11 protein-coding genes and 1 tRNA gene are annotated in these 17,380 nt (G+C 69.5%); 10 read left to right on the forward strand and 2 right to left on the reverse strand.

The annotated features are described in order from the left end of the window. Positions 1-18 precede the first annotated feature (18 nt). Entirely contained in the window at positions 19-2,763 is a 2,745-nt protein-coding gene (aceE, locus tag IFT72_RS04155) for a pyruvate dehydrogenase (acetyl-transferring), homodimeric type (RefSeq protein ID WP_192045632.1), read from the reverse strand. 273 nt (positions 2,764-3,036) lie between these two features. On the opposite strand from aceE, the gene IFT72_RS04160 reads away from it, so the two are divergent. Then, positions 3,037-3,510 (forward strand): peroxiredoxin, encoded by a 474-nt coding sequence (locus IFT72_RS04160; RefSeq protein WP_056054326.1) that lies wholly within the window; start codon positions 3,037-3,039, stop codon positions 3,508-3,510. 59 nt (positions 3,511-3,569) lie between these two features. Continuing rightward, positions 3,570-3,642 (forward strand) — tRNA-Val (locus IFT72_RS04165). 188 nt (positions 3,643-3,830) lie between these two features. On the opposite strand, the gene IFT72_RS04170 is transcribed toward IFT72_RS04165, so the two are convergent. Continuing rightward, positions 3,831-5,330 carry an ROK family protein gene (locus tag IFT72_RS04170; protein WP_244634143.1) on the reverse strand — a complete coding sequence of 500 codons (1,500 nt, stop codon included), beginning with the start codon at positions 5,328-5,330 and terminating at the stop codon, positions 3,831-3,833. Here IFT72_RS04170 and IFT72_RS04175 point away from each other — a divergent pair. The 8 genes from IFT72_RS04175 to IFT72_RS04210 all read left to right on the forward strand — a co-directional run bounded on the left by IFT72_RS04175 (position 5,313) and on the right by IFT72_RS04210 (position 16,828). Continuing rightward, complete coding sequence (locus tag IFT72_RS04175; RefSeq protein ID WP_371741161.1) at positions 5,313-6,089, forward strand: LacI family DNA-binding transcriptional regulator; 777 nt, start codon at positions 5,313-5,315, stop codon at positions 6,087-6,089. The genes IFT72_RS04170 and IFT72_RS04175 overlap by 18 nt on opposite strands. A 199-nt stretch (positions 6,090-6,288) precedes the next feature. Beyond that, positions 6,289-7,584, forward strand: a complete 1,296-nt coding sequence (locus IFT72_RS04180) for an ABC transporter substrate-binding protein (protein ID WP_192045634.1) — start codon at positions 6,289-6,291, stop codon at positions 7,582-7,584. Beyond that, on the forward strand, positions 7,581-8,549 hold the full coding sequence (locus IFT72_RS04185) for a carbohydrate ABC transporter permease (RefSeq protein ID WP_192045635.1): 969 nt from the start codon (positions 7,581-7,583) through the stop codon (positions 8,547-8,549). The genes IFT72_RS04180 and IFT72_RS04185 overlap by 4 nt, the downstream gene beginning before the upstream one ends. Beyond that, complete coding sequence (locus IFT72_RS04190) at positions 8,546-9,403, forward strand: carbohydrate ABC transporter permease (RefSeq protein WP_371741162.1); 858 nt, start codon at positions 8,546-8,548, stop codon at positions 9,401-9,403. Before IFT72_RS04185 ends, IFT72_RS04190 begins: the two co-directional genes overlap by 4 nt. Then, a complete protein-coding gene (locus IFT72_RS04195) occupies positions 9,400-11,898 on the forward strand; it encodes a glycoside hydrolase family 2 protein (RefSeq protein WP_192045636.1) in 2,499 nt (832 codons plus the stop codon). The genes IFT72_RS04190 and IFT72_RS04195 overlap by 4 nt, the downstream gene beginning before the upstream one ends. 2 nt (positions 11,899-11,900) lie before the next feature. After that, positions 11,901-12,869 carry an ROK family protein gene (locus IFT72_RS04200; protein ID WP_192045637.1) on the forward strand — a complete coding sequence of 323 codons (969 nt, stop codon included), beginning with the start codon at positions 11,901-11,903 and terminating at the stop codon, positions 12,867-12,869. A gap of 156 nt (positions 12,870-13,025) precedes the next feature. Next, entirely contained in the window at positions 13,026-15,821 is a 2,796-nt protein-coding gene (locus IFT72_RS04205; protein ID WP_192045638.1) for a carbohydrate binding domain-containing protein, read from the forward strand. Beyond that, complete coding sequence (locus tag IFT72_RS04210) at positions 15,818-16,828, forward strand: glycosyl hydrolase (protein WP_192045639.1); 1,011 nt, start codon at positions 15,818-15,820, stop codon at positions 16,826-16,828. The genes IFT72_RS04205 and IFT72_RS04210 overlap by 4 nt, the downstream gene beginning before the upstream one ends. The last annotated feature ends 552 nt before the right edge of the window (positions 16,829-17,380 follow it).

Below are 17,380 nucleotides of genomic sequence, written 5' to 3' on the forward strand. Positions count from 1 at the left end.
TCAGCGCTCACGTCGCGGTCAGCTCTCCCCGCCGGCGCTGCCGCTGGTGCCGGCCGTCACGTCGTGCAGCCGGTAGCGGTCGATCGCCTGCTGGACGACGCTCGGGTCGACCTCGCCGCGGCGGGCCAGGGCCTGCAGCGTGCGGACGACCATCGACGGGCCGTCGATCTTGAAGAACCGACGGGCCGCGGCGCGCGTGTCGGAGAAGCCGAAGCCGTCGGCACCGAGCGTCAGGTAGTCGCCGGGCACGAACTCGCGGATCTGGTCGGGCACGGCGGCCATGAAGTCGCTGGTCGCGATGAACGGGCCCTCGCTGCCCCGGAGCTTCTCCGTGACGTAGGGGGTGCGCTGCTCGGCGCCGGGGTTGAGGAAGTTGTGCTCCTCGGCGGCGAGGCCTTCGCGGCGCAGCTCGTTCCAGGAGGTGACGCTCCAGACGTCGGCCGCGACGTTCCAGTCGTCGGCCAGCAGCTGCTGCGCCTCCAGGGCCCACGGCACGCCCACGCCGGACGCGAGCAGCTGGGCGCGCGGGCCCAGGTTGTCGGCGCCCTTGAGCTTGTAGATGCCGTGCAGCAGCCCGTCGACGTCGAGGTCGTCGGGCTCGGCGGGCTGGGCCATCGGCTCGTTGTAGACGGTGATGTAGTACATGACGTTCGGGTCGGAGTGGGCCGGCGAGCCGTCCTCCGTCGTGCCGTACATGCGGTCCATGCCCGCCTTGACGATGTGGCCGAGCTCGTAGCCGAACGCGGGGTCGTACGAGACGACGGCCGGGTTCGTCGAGGCGAGCAGGAGCGAGTGGCCGTCCGCGTGCTGCAGGCCCTCGCCGGTCAGCGTCGTGCGGCCCGCGGTGGCGCCGATGATGAAGCCACGTGCCATCTGGTCGCCGGCGGCCCACATCGCGTCGCCGGTGCGCTGGAACCCGAACATCGAGTAGAAGACGTACACCGGGATGAGCGGCTCGCCCTGGGTCGAGTACGAGGTGCCGACGGCCGTGAAGGCGGCGAACGCGCCGGCCTCGTTGATGCCGACGTGCAGCAGCTGGCCCTGGGGGCTCTCCTTGTAGGCGAGGAGGAGCTCACGGTCGACCGACGTGTAGTGCTGGCCGTTCGGGTTGTAGATCTTGGACGTCGGGAAGTAGGCGTCCATGCCGAAGGTGCGCGCTTCGTCCGGGATGATCGGGACGATGCGGTGGCCGAAGTCGGGCGAGCGCAGGAGGTCCTTCAGGAGGCGCGCGAAGGCCATCGTCGTGGCGACCTCCTGCTTGCCGGAGCCCTTCTTGACGACGTCGTACGACTTCTGCTCGGGCACGGCGACCTGGGTGTACTTCGAGCGGCGCTCGGGCACGTAGCCGCCGAGCGCGCGACGGCGCTCGTGGAGGTACTGGATCGCCTCGTCGCCGTCGCCGGGGTGGTAGTACGGCGGCTGGTAGGGGTTCTCGTCGAGCTGCGCGTCGGAGACCGGGATGCGCATCTCGTCACGGAACTGCTTGAGGTTGTCGAGCGTCAGCTTCTTCATCTGGTGGGTCGCGTTGCGCCCCTCGAACGACGGGCCGAGGCCGTAGCCCTTGACGGTCTTCGCCAGGATGACGGTCGGCTGGCCCTTGTGCTCGGAGGCCGCCTTGAACGCCGCGTAGACCTTGCGGTAGTCGTGGCCGCCGCGCTTGAGGTTCCAGACCTGGTCGTCGGTGAAGTCCTTGATGAGCTCCAGCGCGCGGGGGTCGCGGCCGAAGAAGTTCTCCCGGACGTAGGCGCCGCTCTCGGCCTTGTACGTCTGGAAGTCGCCGTCGGGCGTCGTGTTCATGAGGTTGAGCAGGGCGCCCTCGGTGTCGCGGGCGAGCAGGTCGTCCCACTCGCGGCCCCAGACGACCTTGATGACGTTCCAGCCGGCACCGCGGAAGAAGCTCTCGAGCTCCTGGATGATCTTGCCGTTGCCGCGGACGGGGCCGTCGAGGCGCTGCAGGTTGCAGTTGATGACGAAGTTGAGGTTGTCGAGCCCCTCGTTCGCGGCGACCTGGAGCTGGCCGCGGCTCTCGACCTCGTCCATCTCGCCGTCGCCGAGGAAGGCCCAGACCTGCTGGTCGGAGGCGTCCTTGACGCCGCGGTTGGTGAGGTACTTGGCGACCTGGGCCTGGTAGATCGCGTTGATCGGGCCGAGGCCCATCGACACGGTCGGGAACTGCCAGAACGACGGCATGAGGCGGGGGTGGGGGTACGAGCTGAGGCCGCCGGTGTGGTGCGACTTCTCTTGACGGAAGCCGTCGAGCTGCTCGGTGCCGAGGCGCCCCTCGAGGTAGGCGCGGGCGTACATGCCGGGGGAGGCGTGGCCCTGGAAGAAGACCTGGTCGCCGCCGCCGGGGGCGTCCTGACCGCGGAAGAAGTGGTTGTAGCCGACCTCGTACAGCGCGGCGGAGGAGGCGTAGGTGGAGATGTGGCCGCCGACGGAGATGCCGGGGCGCTGGGCACGGTGCACGGTGACGGCGGCGTTCCAGCGGATCCAGCGGCGGTACCGGCGCTCGAGGTCCTCGTCGCCGGGGAACTCGGGCTCGTCCTCCGGGGCGATGGTGTTGACGTAGTCCGTCTTCGGGACCATCGGGACGCCGAGGTGCAGCTCGCTCGACCGCGTCAGCAGGCTCTTCATGATCTCGCGCGCGCGCTCGTGGCCCTGCGTCGCGACGAGGGAGTCGAGCGACTCCCGCCACTCAGCGGTCTCTTCCGGATCGCGATCGGCCTTGTCGACCGTGTACGGATCCTGGTCGTTTACCGTCACCCTTGACCTCTATCACTCGTGGTTGACATCAGCTGCCACCCGTCTCGGGCAGGCAGACGCCAGGGCTGACACGGCCGGGTAACGGCAGTCGTCGGCGTCTGACTGGTCGAGTCTAGTTGCCTCCGCCGACGGAGGCTCGGCAGCCGCTGGGAGGCGTCGGGAGCCGGCCGTCGGCACGCCGCGGGCGAACGGCCTTGCGGCCACGCGCCTCCGGCGTAGTATCGACGATCGTGTCATCGCCGGCCGACCGAGCCGACGAGGGAGGAACGCGCAATGGCTCTGGAGAACGACATCCAGGCACCTGACTTCGACCTGCCGAACCAGTTCGGCGAGCACGTCCGGCTCTCGGACTTCCGGGGCGTCAAGCCCGTGGCGCTGGTCTTCTTCCCGCTCGCCTTCTCGAGCACCTGCACCGCCGAGCTGTGCACGCTGCGCGACAACCTGTCGATGTTCCAGGACCACCGCGTCGAGCTGATCGGCATCTCCGTCGACTCCAAGGCGACGCTCCGCGCGTTCGCCGAGGACGAGGGCTACGACTTCACGATGCTCGCCGACTTCTGGCCGCACGGCGAGGTCTCGAAGGAGTACGGCGTGTTCCTCGACCACAAGGGCTTCGCGACGCGCGCCACCTTCCTCATCGACGTCGACGGCGTGATCCGCGAGCACTTCGTCACCGAGCCCGGCCAGGCCCGCTCGATCGACGACTACCGCACGGCACTCGACGCGCTGGTTCCCGTCCCCGCCTGACGCGACGGGGCCCGGCCTCGGCCGCGGTAGCATCGTCCCGCCGCGCACCCGCGGTGCAGGGGCCTTTAGCTCAGTTGGTAGAGCGCCACGTTTACACCGTGGATGTCGTCGGTTCGAGCCCGGCAGGGCCCACTCTAGAAATTGCCGGTCAGAAGCCAGTCTTTGCGAGAGTAATGCCTTCTATACCGTTCGACAAGTATTCTCGTGTCGGTGTGGTGTTGGTGCTGGACGATCCACTGTCCTACGTCGTGGACGCCAATCGCATCTTGCTTGGGAGGACCCTCGCTCAGATCGTGGGTCTGGCTCCGGGGTTCCGCTGGTCAGTTCGGCTGAATGAGCTGCGGGCCGTGTCCCGGAGAGACAGAGCTCTGCAAGACCAGCGCTGCTGCTCCGATCGCGGCTGAGTCTCTCGGGTTGGTGGCCAACTCGACTCGGACGTCGTGCGACTGCCGAGCGAAGGCGCTCTCCATGAGACGTTCTCGGACGGCCCGGGCGTACACGGAACCCGCGACCGCGATGCTCGGACCGGAGAGCACGAGCCGGTCGACGTCGAGGACGTTGACGAACGACACGACGGCGGCGGCGAGATAGCGCGCGGACGTGGCGATCAAGCTCTCGGCGACAGGGTGCCCGCCCACAGCGGCGCGAGCCAGACGGTCGAAGTCTTGGGCAACGGTGTGATCCTCGAAGGCGAGTCCGAGGCCGGTCAAGCGTCCTGACTGCTCACGGGCTTGGAGCAGGACGGCGGCGGGCGCCGCATAACGTTCCACGCATCCTCGGTTGCCGCAGAAGCATGGCTCGCCGTCGAGGTCGACGGACGTGTGCCCGAGCTCGCCGGCGTTCGAGCTCGCACCGCGGTACAGGGCCCCGTCGATGATGATGCCGGCGCCGAGGCCCGTGCCCATGTAGATGCCGGCGAAGGTCTCGGTGCGGGGGACACGACGCGTCCAGAACTCGCCCACGGCCGCGGCCGCGGCGTCGTTGTCAATCAGGACGGGGACGTCGAGGCGTTCCGAGAGCCTGTCGCGGAGCGAGAAGCCCTCCCACCTGCGGAGCGTCGGCGAGCGGAGGATGGCGCCGTGGTCGGCCGACAGCGGGCCGGGTGCGACCACGGCGACACCAGCGATCGACGCCCGCGAGATGCCAGCGGCGTCGACGAAGGCGTCGAACTGCGCCACGAGGCGATCGGTCACCTCGTCCGGCGAGTCGAGCGACGCACCGTCCACGAGCTGCCGAGCAACGATCCCCCCTCCCGCACCCGTCGCCACGAAGGTCATCGACTCGAAACCGAGCTGGACGCCCACCGCGTAGAGGGCCCCAGGATTGATCTCGATGAGGGTCCGAGGCTTGCCGCCGCCCGAGGCCACCCGACCGCTTTCTCGCACGATGCCCTCGACGAGCAGCTTGCGGACGATGTTGGAGATGCTGGGCTGGGTCAGGCCGGTCGTCTCGGTCAGCTCGACCCTGCTGATGGGGCCGGACGAGCGGATGACGTCGACGACGAGTGCCCTGCTGCCCGGCCCGGACGCGGAGGACTCGGGTCTGGCCACGTCGTCCTCCGCACCTCGGGCGAGCCCTGGTGTGGTGCTGGCCCGCGTCGGTGACACGATAGCGGTCACGAGAGAGCGCACGGCACCATGATCGGGGCCGAGGAGGACGAGGCGATGAGAGACGCGACCCTGGACGAGAGCGACAGTCCGTCGCGCCTCCCGCGGCCGATCGGCCTGACCCTGGTGCGTCCCAGCGAGATCTACGGGGCCGAGCCGTACTTCCACGAGCTCACCGCCGGCCTCGACCGTGTCGTGCGGCCGCGGGGGCATGCGGTCTTGCTCAGGGTCCTTCCTGACCGCGGGGCCGAACTCGACCTGTGCCGCCGGTGGTCGGCCGGGGGCGTCGTGGATGCCCTGGTGCTCGTCGACCTGAGCGTGGACGACCCGCGCGTGTCCATGGTCGCCGAGCTCGACCTGCCTGCGATCTCGGTGTCATCACCCGCCATCTCGAGTGGGCTCCCGGCCGTCTGGACGAACGACGACGTCGCCGTCGAAGAGGCGGTGAATGCGCTGGCCTTGCTGGGCCACGTCCGTCTCGCCCACGTCAGCGGACCGCTGCGCCTCGCCCACTCCGTCGCGCGCCGGGACACCTTCGTGTCGGTCTGCGACGATCGGGGGCTGATCGCGGCGACGGTGACGGGCGACTACTCGTTCGAGTCGGGCGAGCGAGCCCTCTCGGCACTACTCGACACCCAGGTCGACTCTGACGACCAGATCATCGAAGGCGCCCCGGCTGTTCCGACCGCAGTGGTCTTCGACAACGACCTCATGGCGCTCGGCGGACTCGCAGAGGCACGCCGCCGCGGTCTCAGCGTGCCCGGTGACCTCTCGCTCGTCGCATGGGACGACTCGGCCCAGTGCCAGCTCTCCGAGCCGCCGCTCTCCGCCCTCAGCCACGACGTCCAGCGCATCGGCGAGATGGTGGGCGAGACGGTCTTGGCCGTGCTCGACGGTCAGAGACCACCCACGCTCGAGGCACCGCCCATCGTCTTCGTGCCCCGGGCGACGACTGGCCCGCCCTCCCGCTGACGCTCCGAGTGCGGCGCCACTCCATCCCTCTCGCCCTCATCCTCCGATCCATTGTGCATAAATTAATAATCAAAGTCTTGACAGGGGACGACGCCGCGGGTGAAGCTGAGGCACCCGACCAGCTCGCACCCGCCGAGACCTGCCGGACAGAACGGCCGAGGCACCCCGCCGGCACCCACGAACGAAGGAGTTCGCACACATGAAGAAGACAGCACTCATGGGCATGGCGATGGTCTCGCTCACCGCGATCAGCCTGACCGGCTGCTCGTCCGCGTCCAACGACGACGGCGATCCCTCGGGCGAGATCACCGTGCTCACCAACCGCACCGACCTCGTCGACACGACCTTCGCCGACTACGCGAAGACGTTCGAGGACAAGTACCCGGGCACGAGCGTGAAGTTCGAGGCGCTGACCGACTACGAGGGCGACGTCAAGATCCGCCTTAACTCCAAGGACTACGGCGACGCGCTGCTCATCCCTGTCTCGAACGTCACGAAGGACCAGTACGCGAGCTTCTTCGAGCCCCTCGGCACGGTCGACGAGATGAGCGAGAAGTACCGCTTCGTCGACGCAGGCGCCTACGACGGACAGGTCTACGGCATCTCGACCTTCGGCTCGGCCATGGGAATGGTCGTCAACAAGAAGGTCTGGGCCGACGCAGGCATCACCGAGGCCCCGACAACAGAGGAGGAATACCTCACCGACCTGCAGGCCATCCAGGACCAGACCGACGCCGATCCCTACTACACGAACTACGCCGACGGCTGGCCGCTGGCGACCCTCGAGAGCAACCTCGGCGCCACCCAGGGCCCCGACGTCCGCATGGAGATGGCCGAGGACGACGCGCCCTGGACTGAGGGCACCGACCAGTACAAGATCGACGACCTGCTCTTCCAGACCGTCGAGGCCGGCCTCAGCGAAGCCGACCCGACCACGACCAACTGGGAGGAGTCGAAGAACCTCCTCGCTCAGGGCAAGATCGGCTCGATGGTCCTCGGCTCCTGGGCCGTCAGCCAGATGCAGGACGCCGCCGAGGCCGCTGGCGCCTCTCGCGACGACATCGGCTTCTGGCCGATGCCCTGGCAGGTCGACGGCCAGTTCACCTCGGTGACGGCCAGCGACAAGGTGCTCGGCGTCAGCAAGAACAGCGACAACAAGGCGACCGCGAAGGCCTGGGTCGACTGGTTCACGAACGAGTCCGGCTACGCCGAGAGCCAGGGAGCCATCAGCCCCGTCAAGAGCGATCCCGAGCCCAACACCCTCTCGGACTTCACCGCCCTCGGCGTCCAGTACCTCGAGCTGGCTCCGGACCCGGTCGGCAAGGAGGCGCTGCTCACCGATATAGCTAACGAGGCGGAGATCGACATCTTCGGCAACACCTACCGTCAGAAGCTGATCGACACCGCCCGCGGCGCCGCCGACGGCGACGAAGACTCGTTCTTCTCCGACCTCAACGACCGGTGGGCCGCAGCGCAGGAGAAGGTCTCCGAATGACCCAGCTCGCCTCGCCTCCCGAGGTCGCGGCGTCCGTCACCGACGACGGCCGGCGCCGGGGCACCCGCCCCGGCGCCGGCCCGGCCGGGCGAGTGGGCCGGCGCGGCCAGCGCGTCACCCCGTGGCTCTTCCTCGTCGTGCCGCTGGCGTTCCTCATCGTCCTGACCTACGTGCCGGTCGCGAACCTGCTCTGGTACAGCGTCACCGACTGGGACGGCTTGTCGCCGGTCAAGGAGTTCGTCGGCCCCGAGAACTTCGTCGAGATCTTCACCCGGCCCGAGATCTTCCAGGTCTTCTTCGTCAGCCTCTTCTACCTGGCCGGCGCCATCGCCCAGCTCGTCCTGGCCCTGTACTTCGCGACCCTCCTCAGCTTCAAGACCCGCTTCTCGAACCTGTTCAAGGGGATCATCTTCTTCCCGTACCTCATCAACGGGGTCGCGATCGGCCTCGTTTTCCTCTATTTCTTCCGCCCCGGCGGTACCCTCGACGCCCTCGCCGCCCTGGTAGGGGTCGAGAACACCCCGCAGTGGCTCGGCGACCCCGGCGTCGTCAACACCTCGCTCGCCGCCACGAGCGTCTGGCGCTACATGGGCCTGAACTTCGTGCTCTTCCTGGGCGCGATCCAGTCGGTGCCGTCCGAGCAGTACGAAGCGGCCGACCTCGACGGCGCGACGTCGTGGCACAAGTTCCTCTACATCATCGTGCCCAGCATCCGACGCATCCTCGGCCTGTCGTTCATCCTCGCGATCGCCGGTGCCCTCTCGGCGTTCGAGATGCCCTACATCATGACCGGAGGCGCCAACGGGTCGGAGACGTTCGTCATCCAGACCGTCGACACCGCGTTCCGCTTCTCGAAGGTGGGCCTGGCCTCCGCCATGGCCGTGGTCCTGCTCGTCATCGTGCTCGTCATCACCGCGGTGCAGCGGCTGCTGTTCCCCGACGAGAAGAAAGAGGACGCCTCGTGACCACCACCGCGTCGCCCACCCGCTCGCGCGTCATCGCCCGCACCGGGACGACCGTCAAGTACGTCAGCCTCGTGCTCGCGTGCCTCGCGGCCCTCGTCCCGCTCGTCACCATCGTCATGCTCGCCTTCAAGACGGACGAGGAGTATCGGACCTCGACCCCGCTCACCCCGCCCGGCAACTGGCTCAACCTCGAGAACTTCGTCACCGCCTTCACCCAGGGCGGCATGCTGATGGGCTTCGTCAACACGGGGATCATCCTCGTCGTCTCCGTGGTCGGGACCATCCTGATCGGCACGATGGCCGCCTACGCCATTGATCGGTTCCGCTTCCGCGGCCGGAAGCTCGTGCTCGGAGGGTTCCTGCTCGCGACCCTCGTGCCGTCGGTCACGACGCAGGTCGCGACCTTCCAGGTGATCAGCGCCCTGGACCTCTTCAACACCCGGGGCGCGGCGATCCTCATCTTCATGGGGACCGACATCGTCGCGATCTACATCTTCCTGCAGTTCATGCAGTCGATCCCCGTCTCGCTCGACGAGGCCGCGATGCTCGACGGCGCGAGCCGCTTCACCGTCTACTGGCGGATCGTCCTGCCGCTACTCAAACCGGCCATCGCGACGGTGGTCATCATCAAGGGCATCGCGGTCTACAACGAGTTCTACATCCCGTTCCTCTACATGCCCTCCCAGGACCTCGGCGTCATCTCGACCTCCTTGTTCCGCTTCATGGGTCCCTTCGGTGCGCAGTGGGAGGTCATCGCGGCCGGGACGCTGCTCGTGATCGTCCCCACCCTCATCGCCTTCCTCTTCCTCCAGCGATACATCTACAACGGCCTCACGGCAGGAGCCACCAAGTGACCACCACCCTCCCCACCACCGCGACCGAGACCCGCCGCCCGCTGCACGACGGCTGGTCCGTTCGCTCGACCCGCGGCCCGGTGCCCGACGACATCGCCGCGGCGGCCGTCCCCGCGACGGTGCCCGGCCTCGTCCACACCGACCTCCTCGCCGCCGGCCTCATCCCCGACCCCTACCTCGACCGCAACGAGCAGAAGGTCACCTGGATCGGCGAGAGCGATTGGGAGTACCGGACCACGTTCGCGTGGAGCCCTGACGGCCACGACCGCCACGACCTCGTGTTCGAGGGCCTCGACACCGTCGCCACGGTCACCCTCAACGGCACCGAGCTGGCACGTACCGTCAACCAGCACCGCACCTACCGCCTCCCGGCCGACGGGGTGCTCGTCGAGGGCGACAACGACCTCGTCGTCCACTTCGCCTCGCCCGTCGCCCACGCCGACCAGGCCAGCCTCGACATCGGCTACCGGCCGCACACCTACTTCCACCCCTTCAACGCCATCCGCAAGGCGGCCTGCAACTTCGGCTGGGACTGGGGCCTCGACGCCGCCTCCTCGGGCATCTTCAAGCCCGTCACCCTGCACTCCTGGTCGGGCGCCCGCGTCGAGAGCGTCCGCCCCGTCGTGACCACCGATGGAGGCGTGGGCCACGTCCGCGCCCACATCACGATCGAGAGAGCGGCCGGCTCCCACGCCGCGGTGATCGTCTCCGGCTCCGTGACGAGCCCCGACGGAGCCGAGGCAGCCACGGCCAGCGTCGAGGTCTCCCCGGGCGCGACCGAGGCCGTCGTCGACCTCGACGTCGCCGACGTCGCGCTCTGGTGGCCCCGCGGCCACGGCGACGCCGTCCTCTACGACCTCGCCGTCGACCTCATCGTCGACGACCGGCCCGCCGCCGCTTGGTCGACTCGCATCGGCTTCCGCACGGTCGTCGTCGAACTCGAGCCCGACCCAGAGGGCACGAGCTTCCGGGTCGTCGTCAACGGGCAGCCGGTGTGGACCAGGGGTGCGAACTGGATCCCCGACGACGCTTTCGTCACCCGCGTCACACGAGACCGTGTCGCCGCCCGCCTCGACCAGGCCGAGTTCGCGAACATGAACCTGCTGCGCGTCTGGGGCGGCGGCTACTACGAGTCCGACGACTTCTACGAGCTGTGCGACGAACGCGGCATCATGACCTGGCAGGACTTCCTCTTCGCTTGCGCCTCCTACGCCGAGGAGGAGCCGCTCCGCAGCGAGGTCGAGGCCGAAGTCCGCGACAACGTGACGCGCCTCATGCCCCACCCGAGCCTCGTGCTCTGGAACGGCAACAACGAGAACATCTGGGGCTTTGAAGAATGGGGCTGGGAGAAGCGCCTCCAGGGTCGCACCTGGGGCCTCGGCTACTACCTCGACCTGCTGCCCCGCCTCGTCGCCGAACTCGACCCCCAGCGGTCCTACACGCCCGGCAGCCCCTGGTCCGGCGACCCCGAACGACCGGCGAACGAGATCGAGCACGGCTCGGTGCACCTCTGGGAGCTGTGGAACCGCGTCGACTACCCGCACTACCGCGACACCGTGCCCCGCTTCGTCGCCGAGTTCGGCTGGCAGGGCCCCGCCACCTGGTCCACCATCCAGCAGTCGATCTCCGACTCGCCCCTGACGCCCGAGTCGCCCGGCATGATCTGGCACCAGAAGGCGACCGACGGCAACGACAAGCTCACCGACGGCCTCGTCGCGCACCTCCCGCTGCCCGACGACACCGAGGACTGGCACTGGGCCATGTCGCTGAACCAGGCCAACGCCGTCGCCTTCGCCATCGAGCACTGGCGGTCGTGGAGCCCCACCACCATGGGCTCCGTCGTCTGGCAGCTGAACGACTGCTGGCCCGTCACCTCCTGGGCAGCCGTCGACGGCTACGGCCGGGCCAAGCCGCTGCTCTACGCCCTCAAGCACGTCTACGCCGACCGCCTCGTCACGATCCAGCCGCGCGGCGACGACCTCGTCGCCGCCGTCTCGAACGACTCGCCCGAGGTGTGGGAGGCGCAGGTCGTCCTCCAGAGGCTCTCCTACAAGGGCGAGGTGCTCGCCTCCGCGACGGTCGACCTCGCGCTCGACGCCCGCACCACCAGCACGGTCGCGATCCCCGCCGCGGTCACCGCCTTCGGCGATCCGGCCCGCGAGCTGGTCGTCGCCACGGTCGGTGCCGAGCGGGGGCTGTGGTTCCCGGTCGAGCAGCGCGACTCGGCCCTGACCGCCGCCGAGCTGACGACGACCGTCACCGCGGTCCACGGCGGCTACGACGTCGTGGTGACCAGCGCCTCCTTGGCTCGCGACGTGACGCTGCTCGTCGACAAGGTCGACGTGCACGCCGTCGTCGACGACATGATGGTCACCCTGCTGCCCCGGGAGTCCGTGACGTTCCGCGTGAGCAGCGATGCCGACCTCACCCCCGAGCAGCTGACCTCGGCGAGCGTGCTCCGCACGTCGAACCAGCTCGTCGTCGACTGGGCCTGACGATGTCAAGGATCGCCCTGGCCGTCGACCTGGGCGGCACCAAAATCGAGGCTGCCCTCGTCGACGACGACGGCCGGATCGTCGGGGGCAGCCGGGTGCGCGCCGCCACGGGCGCGGCGGCCTCGCGGGCAGAGCTGCGGGGTGCCGTCGGCACCGTGGTCGACGGTGCCCTGGCCGCCCTCCCGGCCGGCGGCGAGCTGCGGGGAGCCGGCATCGGGTCGGCCGGTCCCGTCGACCTCGTCGCGGGCACGGTGAGTCCGAAGAACCTGCCCGTGCTCGCCGGGTTCGACCTGCGCCGAGAAGTCGAGGAGCGCCTCCCGGCCCTGCCGGTCCGGCTGCGCCTGGACGGCACCTGCATCGCTCTCGCCGAGCACTGGCTCGGAGCGACGGCCGGGCTGGCGAACTCGATGTCCATGGTGGTCTCGACCGGGGTCGGCGGCGGGCTCATCGTCGGCGGCGCACTGGTGTCGGGCAGGACGGGAAACGCCGGACACGTCGGCCAGATCCACGTCGCGGGCTTTGGGGGGCGCTCAGAGGACGCCGACTCGACCACGCTCGAGGCCGTCGCGTCCGGGACGAACTCCGTGCGCTGGGCCCGGAGCCACGGCTGGGCCGGGTCCACGGGCGAGGACCTCGCCCTGTCGTGCGCCGCAGGGGAGCCGACCGCCCTGGCGGCCGTCCACCGATCCGCAGCAGCCGTCGGCCAGGCGATCGCCAGCACGACCACGCTGCTCGACCTGGACGCCGTCGCCATCGGCGGCGGCTTCGCGGGGGTCGTGCCCGACTACGTCGACCTGGTGCGCCAGGCGGCCCGTCGAGCCACCGTGCTCGCCTACGCCACCGAGGTGCTCATCGTCCCGGCAGCCCTCGGATCCGCCGCTCCCTTGCTGGGAGCCGCCGCACTCGTCCACCGCCCCGACATGGTCGACTCGAACCGGGTCGACACACGGCGGCTGGTCAGCACCACCTGACACCAGGCGGCCCGACCGGGGCGCCCTGATCACCGCACAGCCGAAGGAGCCTGAGCACCGATGACGACACCGACCGCCACCAGCGTTACCAGCCACGACCATCCGTCCCGTACGACCCCGAGACCGACACGGACGAGGTCGATCCGAGTGTGCGCCGTGGTCGCCACGGGCGTCCTGCTCGGCTCCCTCGCACCCCTGACGCCACACCAGGCGGAGGCCGCGTCCGCCGCGCCCCGCGCGGAGTGGACGACCCAGAACACCGAGTTCGTCACCCGGGACGCGTCGCGCCTCCAGCTCGGGGGAGAGACCTTCCGGGCCAGCGGGGCCAACATCTACTGGCTGGGCCTCGACGAGAACGTCGGCGGGGTCGACTACCCCACCTTCTTCCGCATCAAGGACACCCTCGACTCGGCCCACCGAGCCGGCATCACCGTCGTCCGGTCGCACATGGGTACCTCGACGGCCCAAGACGACGCGAACACGCTCGCGCTGATGCCGAGCCTGGGCGAGTACGACGACGACGCCTTCGCCACGATCGACTTCGCCGTCGCGTACGCCGGGTCGCTCGGCATCCGGCTGATCCTGCCGCTCACCGACGAGTGGGAGTACTACCACGGCGGCCACCGCGACTTCACGACGCCCCTGGGCCTCGAGTCCGCCGACTTCTACACCGACCCACGGGCCATCGCCGCGTACCAGGACTACGTCGACCACGTCGTCGGGCGCACCAATGCGCTGACCGGCGTCCCCTACTCCGAGGACCCGACCATCATGGCGTGGGAACTCGGCAACGAACTCGAGGGCATGACCCTCCCGTGGATCGACGAACAGGTCGCCCACATCAAACAACAGGCCCCGTCGCAGCTCGTCGCCGCTGGCCGACGGTTCGACATCGACCCCGACACCCTCGCCGCGACGGCACTCGACATCGTCGACGTCCACTACTACCCGCCGACGGCCGCCCGCGTCTCGGCCGACGCGGCGACCGTCACCGCCGCCGGGAAGGTCTACATCGCCGGCGAGTACGCCTCGACGGCGGCGACGCCCGCGCTGTTGAGCCCGCTCGCCCATGACCCGGCCGTCTCCGGGATGTTCGCCTGGTCGCTGTTCGGCCACGACGACCGCGCCGGCCTCGTGCCCCACGACGACGGGTTCACCTTCCACCTGCCCGGAGGGACGCCGTCTGAGGAGTCTCGGGCCGAGGCGATCCGCCAGTACGCCCGCGACATCGGCATCGTGCTGCCCGCCCTGCCTCTCGAGGCCCCGCTCGTGACGAGCGTGCAGCGAGCCCAGGGCATCTCGACCATCACCTGGCGCGGAACGGCCGGCGCAGCCGGATACGTCGTCGAGCGACAGGTCGCCGACCAGCCGTGGACGACCGTCACCGAGGAGGCGCTGGGCGCGTCGGCCGGGACCGTCACCGACATCGAGTCCCCGGCCGGCGCCTCCTACCGGGTCCGGGCCCTCGACGGCACGGGGACGACCGGACCCGCGTCCGACATCGTCCACCCGGACGGCGGCGACGTGCTCGTCGACCCCGTGCAGGACTGGCGCCTCTCGTCCGAACATGACGGCGTGACGGTCGCGGCTGACCCCGACGGAGGGTCCGTCATCGCGACGGACGGCACATCCGGCACGGTGGCCTGGCAGCGCGCCGGGCTCACCCTGGCCGAGTTCCAGGTCGACGAGCCGAGCGCCGCCCGAATCGAGACCAGCGCGGACGGCAGCACGTGGGTGCCCGCCGCCACGGTCGTCACCGACGAGGGCTCGGTCGTCGCCGACGGCCTCGCCGACGACCACGTCCGCGTCGTGTTGACCGGAGACGCGCACCTCACGCGGGCCACCCTGCGGTCCGCGGCCGTCGACCCCACCACGGCGCCCGGCGCGTTCTCGCTCCAGGCGCCCCTCGACGAGACGACGGGCACCACCTCGACGCCGGACTTCGCCTGGACGGCCGCGACCGATGCCGCCTACTACCGCTTCGCGCTCACGAACGCTGAGGGCACCGTCGTGGCCTCGGCCGACGGTCTCACGGGCACGTCGTACCGGCCCGACGTCACGCTCGAGCCCGGCACGACCTACCGGTGGTCGGTCGAGGCCGTGAACGGCGTCGGCACCACGACGTCGGTGCCCACGACGGCGTCCTTCGCCACGCGTCCGCTCCCCACGGAGGCACTCGTCGTGGAGGACTTCGAGGAGTACGCCGACGACGCCGCCCTGACCAGCACCTACGTGCGCAACACCGGCGGCGGAGCCGTCACGCCCACCCTCGGCGAGAACCCGTCCACGGGCTCCCAGGCAGGACAGTTCGCCTACGACCTCGCGGGCCCCGGCTACGCGGGCGTCGTCCGCACCCTCGCCGAGCCGCAGGACTGGTGGGGCTACACCGGTCTCTCGCTCTCGCTGCGTGCCCCCGCCGGTGACGACGTCACCGTGCAGATCGTGGCCGGAGGGTCGTACTTCGAGACCACCCTCGCGGTCGAGGGGGAGGGCTGGCAGCAGATCGACGTGCCCTTCAGCGCGTTCGCGCCGCCCGCCTGGGCGGGCGACGCCGTCCTCGACCCGTCGAGCGTGACGCAGCTCGCGTTCTACCTCGGCGGCGACGGCGCGGGCGAGCTGCTCGTGGACGACGTCGTCACGACGGTCGACCCTGCCGCAGTCGTGCCCGTCGATCCCGGCACGCCCGGTGCGCCCGGCGGCGGTGCCGGACCCGGCGCAGGTCCGGGGTCCGGTGGAGGAGGCGGGATGCCCGTCAGCGGGACCGGCACCGTCCCGGCCTCTGCCGCCATCGCCTCCACAGGTCTCGCCTTCACCGGCTCGACCTCGACCACGGCTCTCGCCCTGGCCGCCCTGGCATCGGTCATCGCCGGTGCCGTCGCACTCCGAGCCACACGACGACGTCGGCTCGCACCGACGACCACCTCGGTGGTCGAGCGAGGAGAAGCATCATGACAACACGTCCTAAGCGCACCGCCCTCGGGGCCGGCATCGCGTTCCTCCTGGCGGGCATCCTCGCCGTGGGCGCCCCCTCGGCGACCCCGGCCGAGGCGTTCAGCTCGGCATCCAAGGGCACCGTGTTGAACTACCTGGCGAGCATCAAGGGCCAGAAGACCATCAGCGGGCAGCACAACAAGGAACCCGCCGGGCAGCCGAGCCAGTACACACAGCGCGTCAAGGACATCACCGGGGTCTACCCGGCGCTCTGGGGCGGGGACTTCCTCTTCGCCGCCTCTGACGTGGCGAACCGGCAGCGTGTCGTCGACCAGGCGAAGACGGAGTGGAAGAACGGGGCGCTCGTCTCGCTCACGTGGCACGTCTGCCCGCCGACGGTCGGCTCGTCGTGCTCGTGGAACGACGTCAACGCGAACCTCACCGACGCGCAGTGGTCGCAGGTGACCACGAACGGCACAGCGCTGAACTCGGCGTGGAAGTCACGACTCGATGAGGTCGTCCCCTACCTGCAGCAGCTGAAGGACGCGGGCGTTCCCGCAGTCTTCCGCCCGCTGCACGAGATGAACGAGCAGTGGGCCTGGTGGGGCGGACGTTCGGGGTCGGCCGGCTCCGCGAAGCTCTACCAGATCACCCGTGACTACCTAGCCGGCACGAAGGGCATGACGAACCTCATCTGGGCCTGGAACGTGCAGGACAACCCGGCCGGGGGACTGGCCGGCTACTACCCGGGCAGCTCGTACGTCGACGTCGTCACGCTGGACGCCTGGTACAAGACCTTCCCGAGTGCAGCCGAGTACCAGACGATGCAATCGATCGCGGCGGGCAAGCCGATCGCTCTGGGCGAGGTCGGCAAGATGCCCACGTCGGCGCAGATGGCCGCGCAGCCGAACTGGACCTGGTTCATGCACTGGTCGGAGCAGCTCGAGTCCGCGAACACGCAACAGGCGATCAAGGACACCTACGCGAACCCCCGCGTCCTGCACCAGGGTGACATTGCCATTCCCTAGCTCGAACCACGCCCGGCATCGGGCATGAGAAGGGCGTCGGCGCGCGATGCGCCGACGCCTTTCCTCTCCTGCGGCACTTGCGATGCGACTTGCCCCATGCGCCCCGGCTCCAAGTTCCTCGGACACCGGCTCGAGGGACTCGGCGGTGATCGAGACGGTGCCGTCTTCGAACTCGCTCGATACCCTCAGGTCCGTCTCGACGGGTATCGCGACCCGGGTCGTCGCGATGCGCAAGGCTGGACGCCCCGGGTCACGACAACCGTAGGAGGACTAGTTCTTTACGTCGCCCCCACGTCGACCTTGACCTCCTCGGGGCGTCCCTCGACAAGTGGCACCTCCGTCGCAACAAGGCGGTCGCGGCGTTCCCGGCGAGCCAGAGCCGGCTCACGATCGGGACGATGCTCCCTGGGCTCGGCCTCGGGCTCCTCACGGGCCTGGTCAGCGCAATGTTGACCGGCCTCGACCCGGGTCCCACTGCAGTCTCGCTCTCCGTCGTCTTCAAAAAAGGGCCCGCTCGCACGCGATCACGCGATAACTTGGTGGTGCCTGAGG

It is taken from the genome of Frigoribacterium sp. CFBP 8754, from assembly GCF_014841815.1.
Taxonomy (GTDB): Bacteria; Actinomycetota; Actinomycetes; order Actinomycetales; family Microbacteriaceae; genus Frigoribacterium; species Frigoribacterium endophyticum.

Bases quoted from the DNA above. Each gene is read 5' to 3' on its own strand.
- IFT72_RS04160 (WP_056054326.1), top strand. From the start codon at position 3,037: ATGGCTCTGGAGAACGACATCCAGGCACCTGACTTCGACCTGCCGAAC.
- IFT72_RS04170 (WP_244634143.1), bottom strand. From the start codon at position 5,330: ATGCCCCCGCGGCCGCACGACACGGTCGAGGCCGGCGGTGAGCTCGTG.
- IFT72_RS04180 (WP_192045634.1), top strand. From the start codon at position 6,289: ATGAAGAAGACAGCACTCATGGGCATGGCGATGGTCTCGCTCACCGCG.
- IFT72_RS04185 (WP_192045635.1), top strand. From the start codon at position 7,581: ATGACCCAGCTCGCCTCGCCTCCCGAGGTCGCGGCGTCCGTCACCGAC.
- IFT72_RS04200 (WP_192045637.1), top strand. From the start codon at position 11,901: ATGTCAAGGATCGCCCTGGCCGTCGACCTGGGCGGCACCAAAATCGAG.
- IFT72_RS04210 (WP_192045639.1), top strand. From the start codon at position 15,818: ATGACAACACGTCCTAAGCGCACCGCCCTCGGGGCCGGCATCGCGTTC.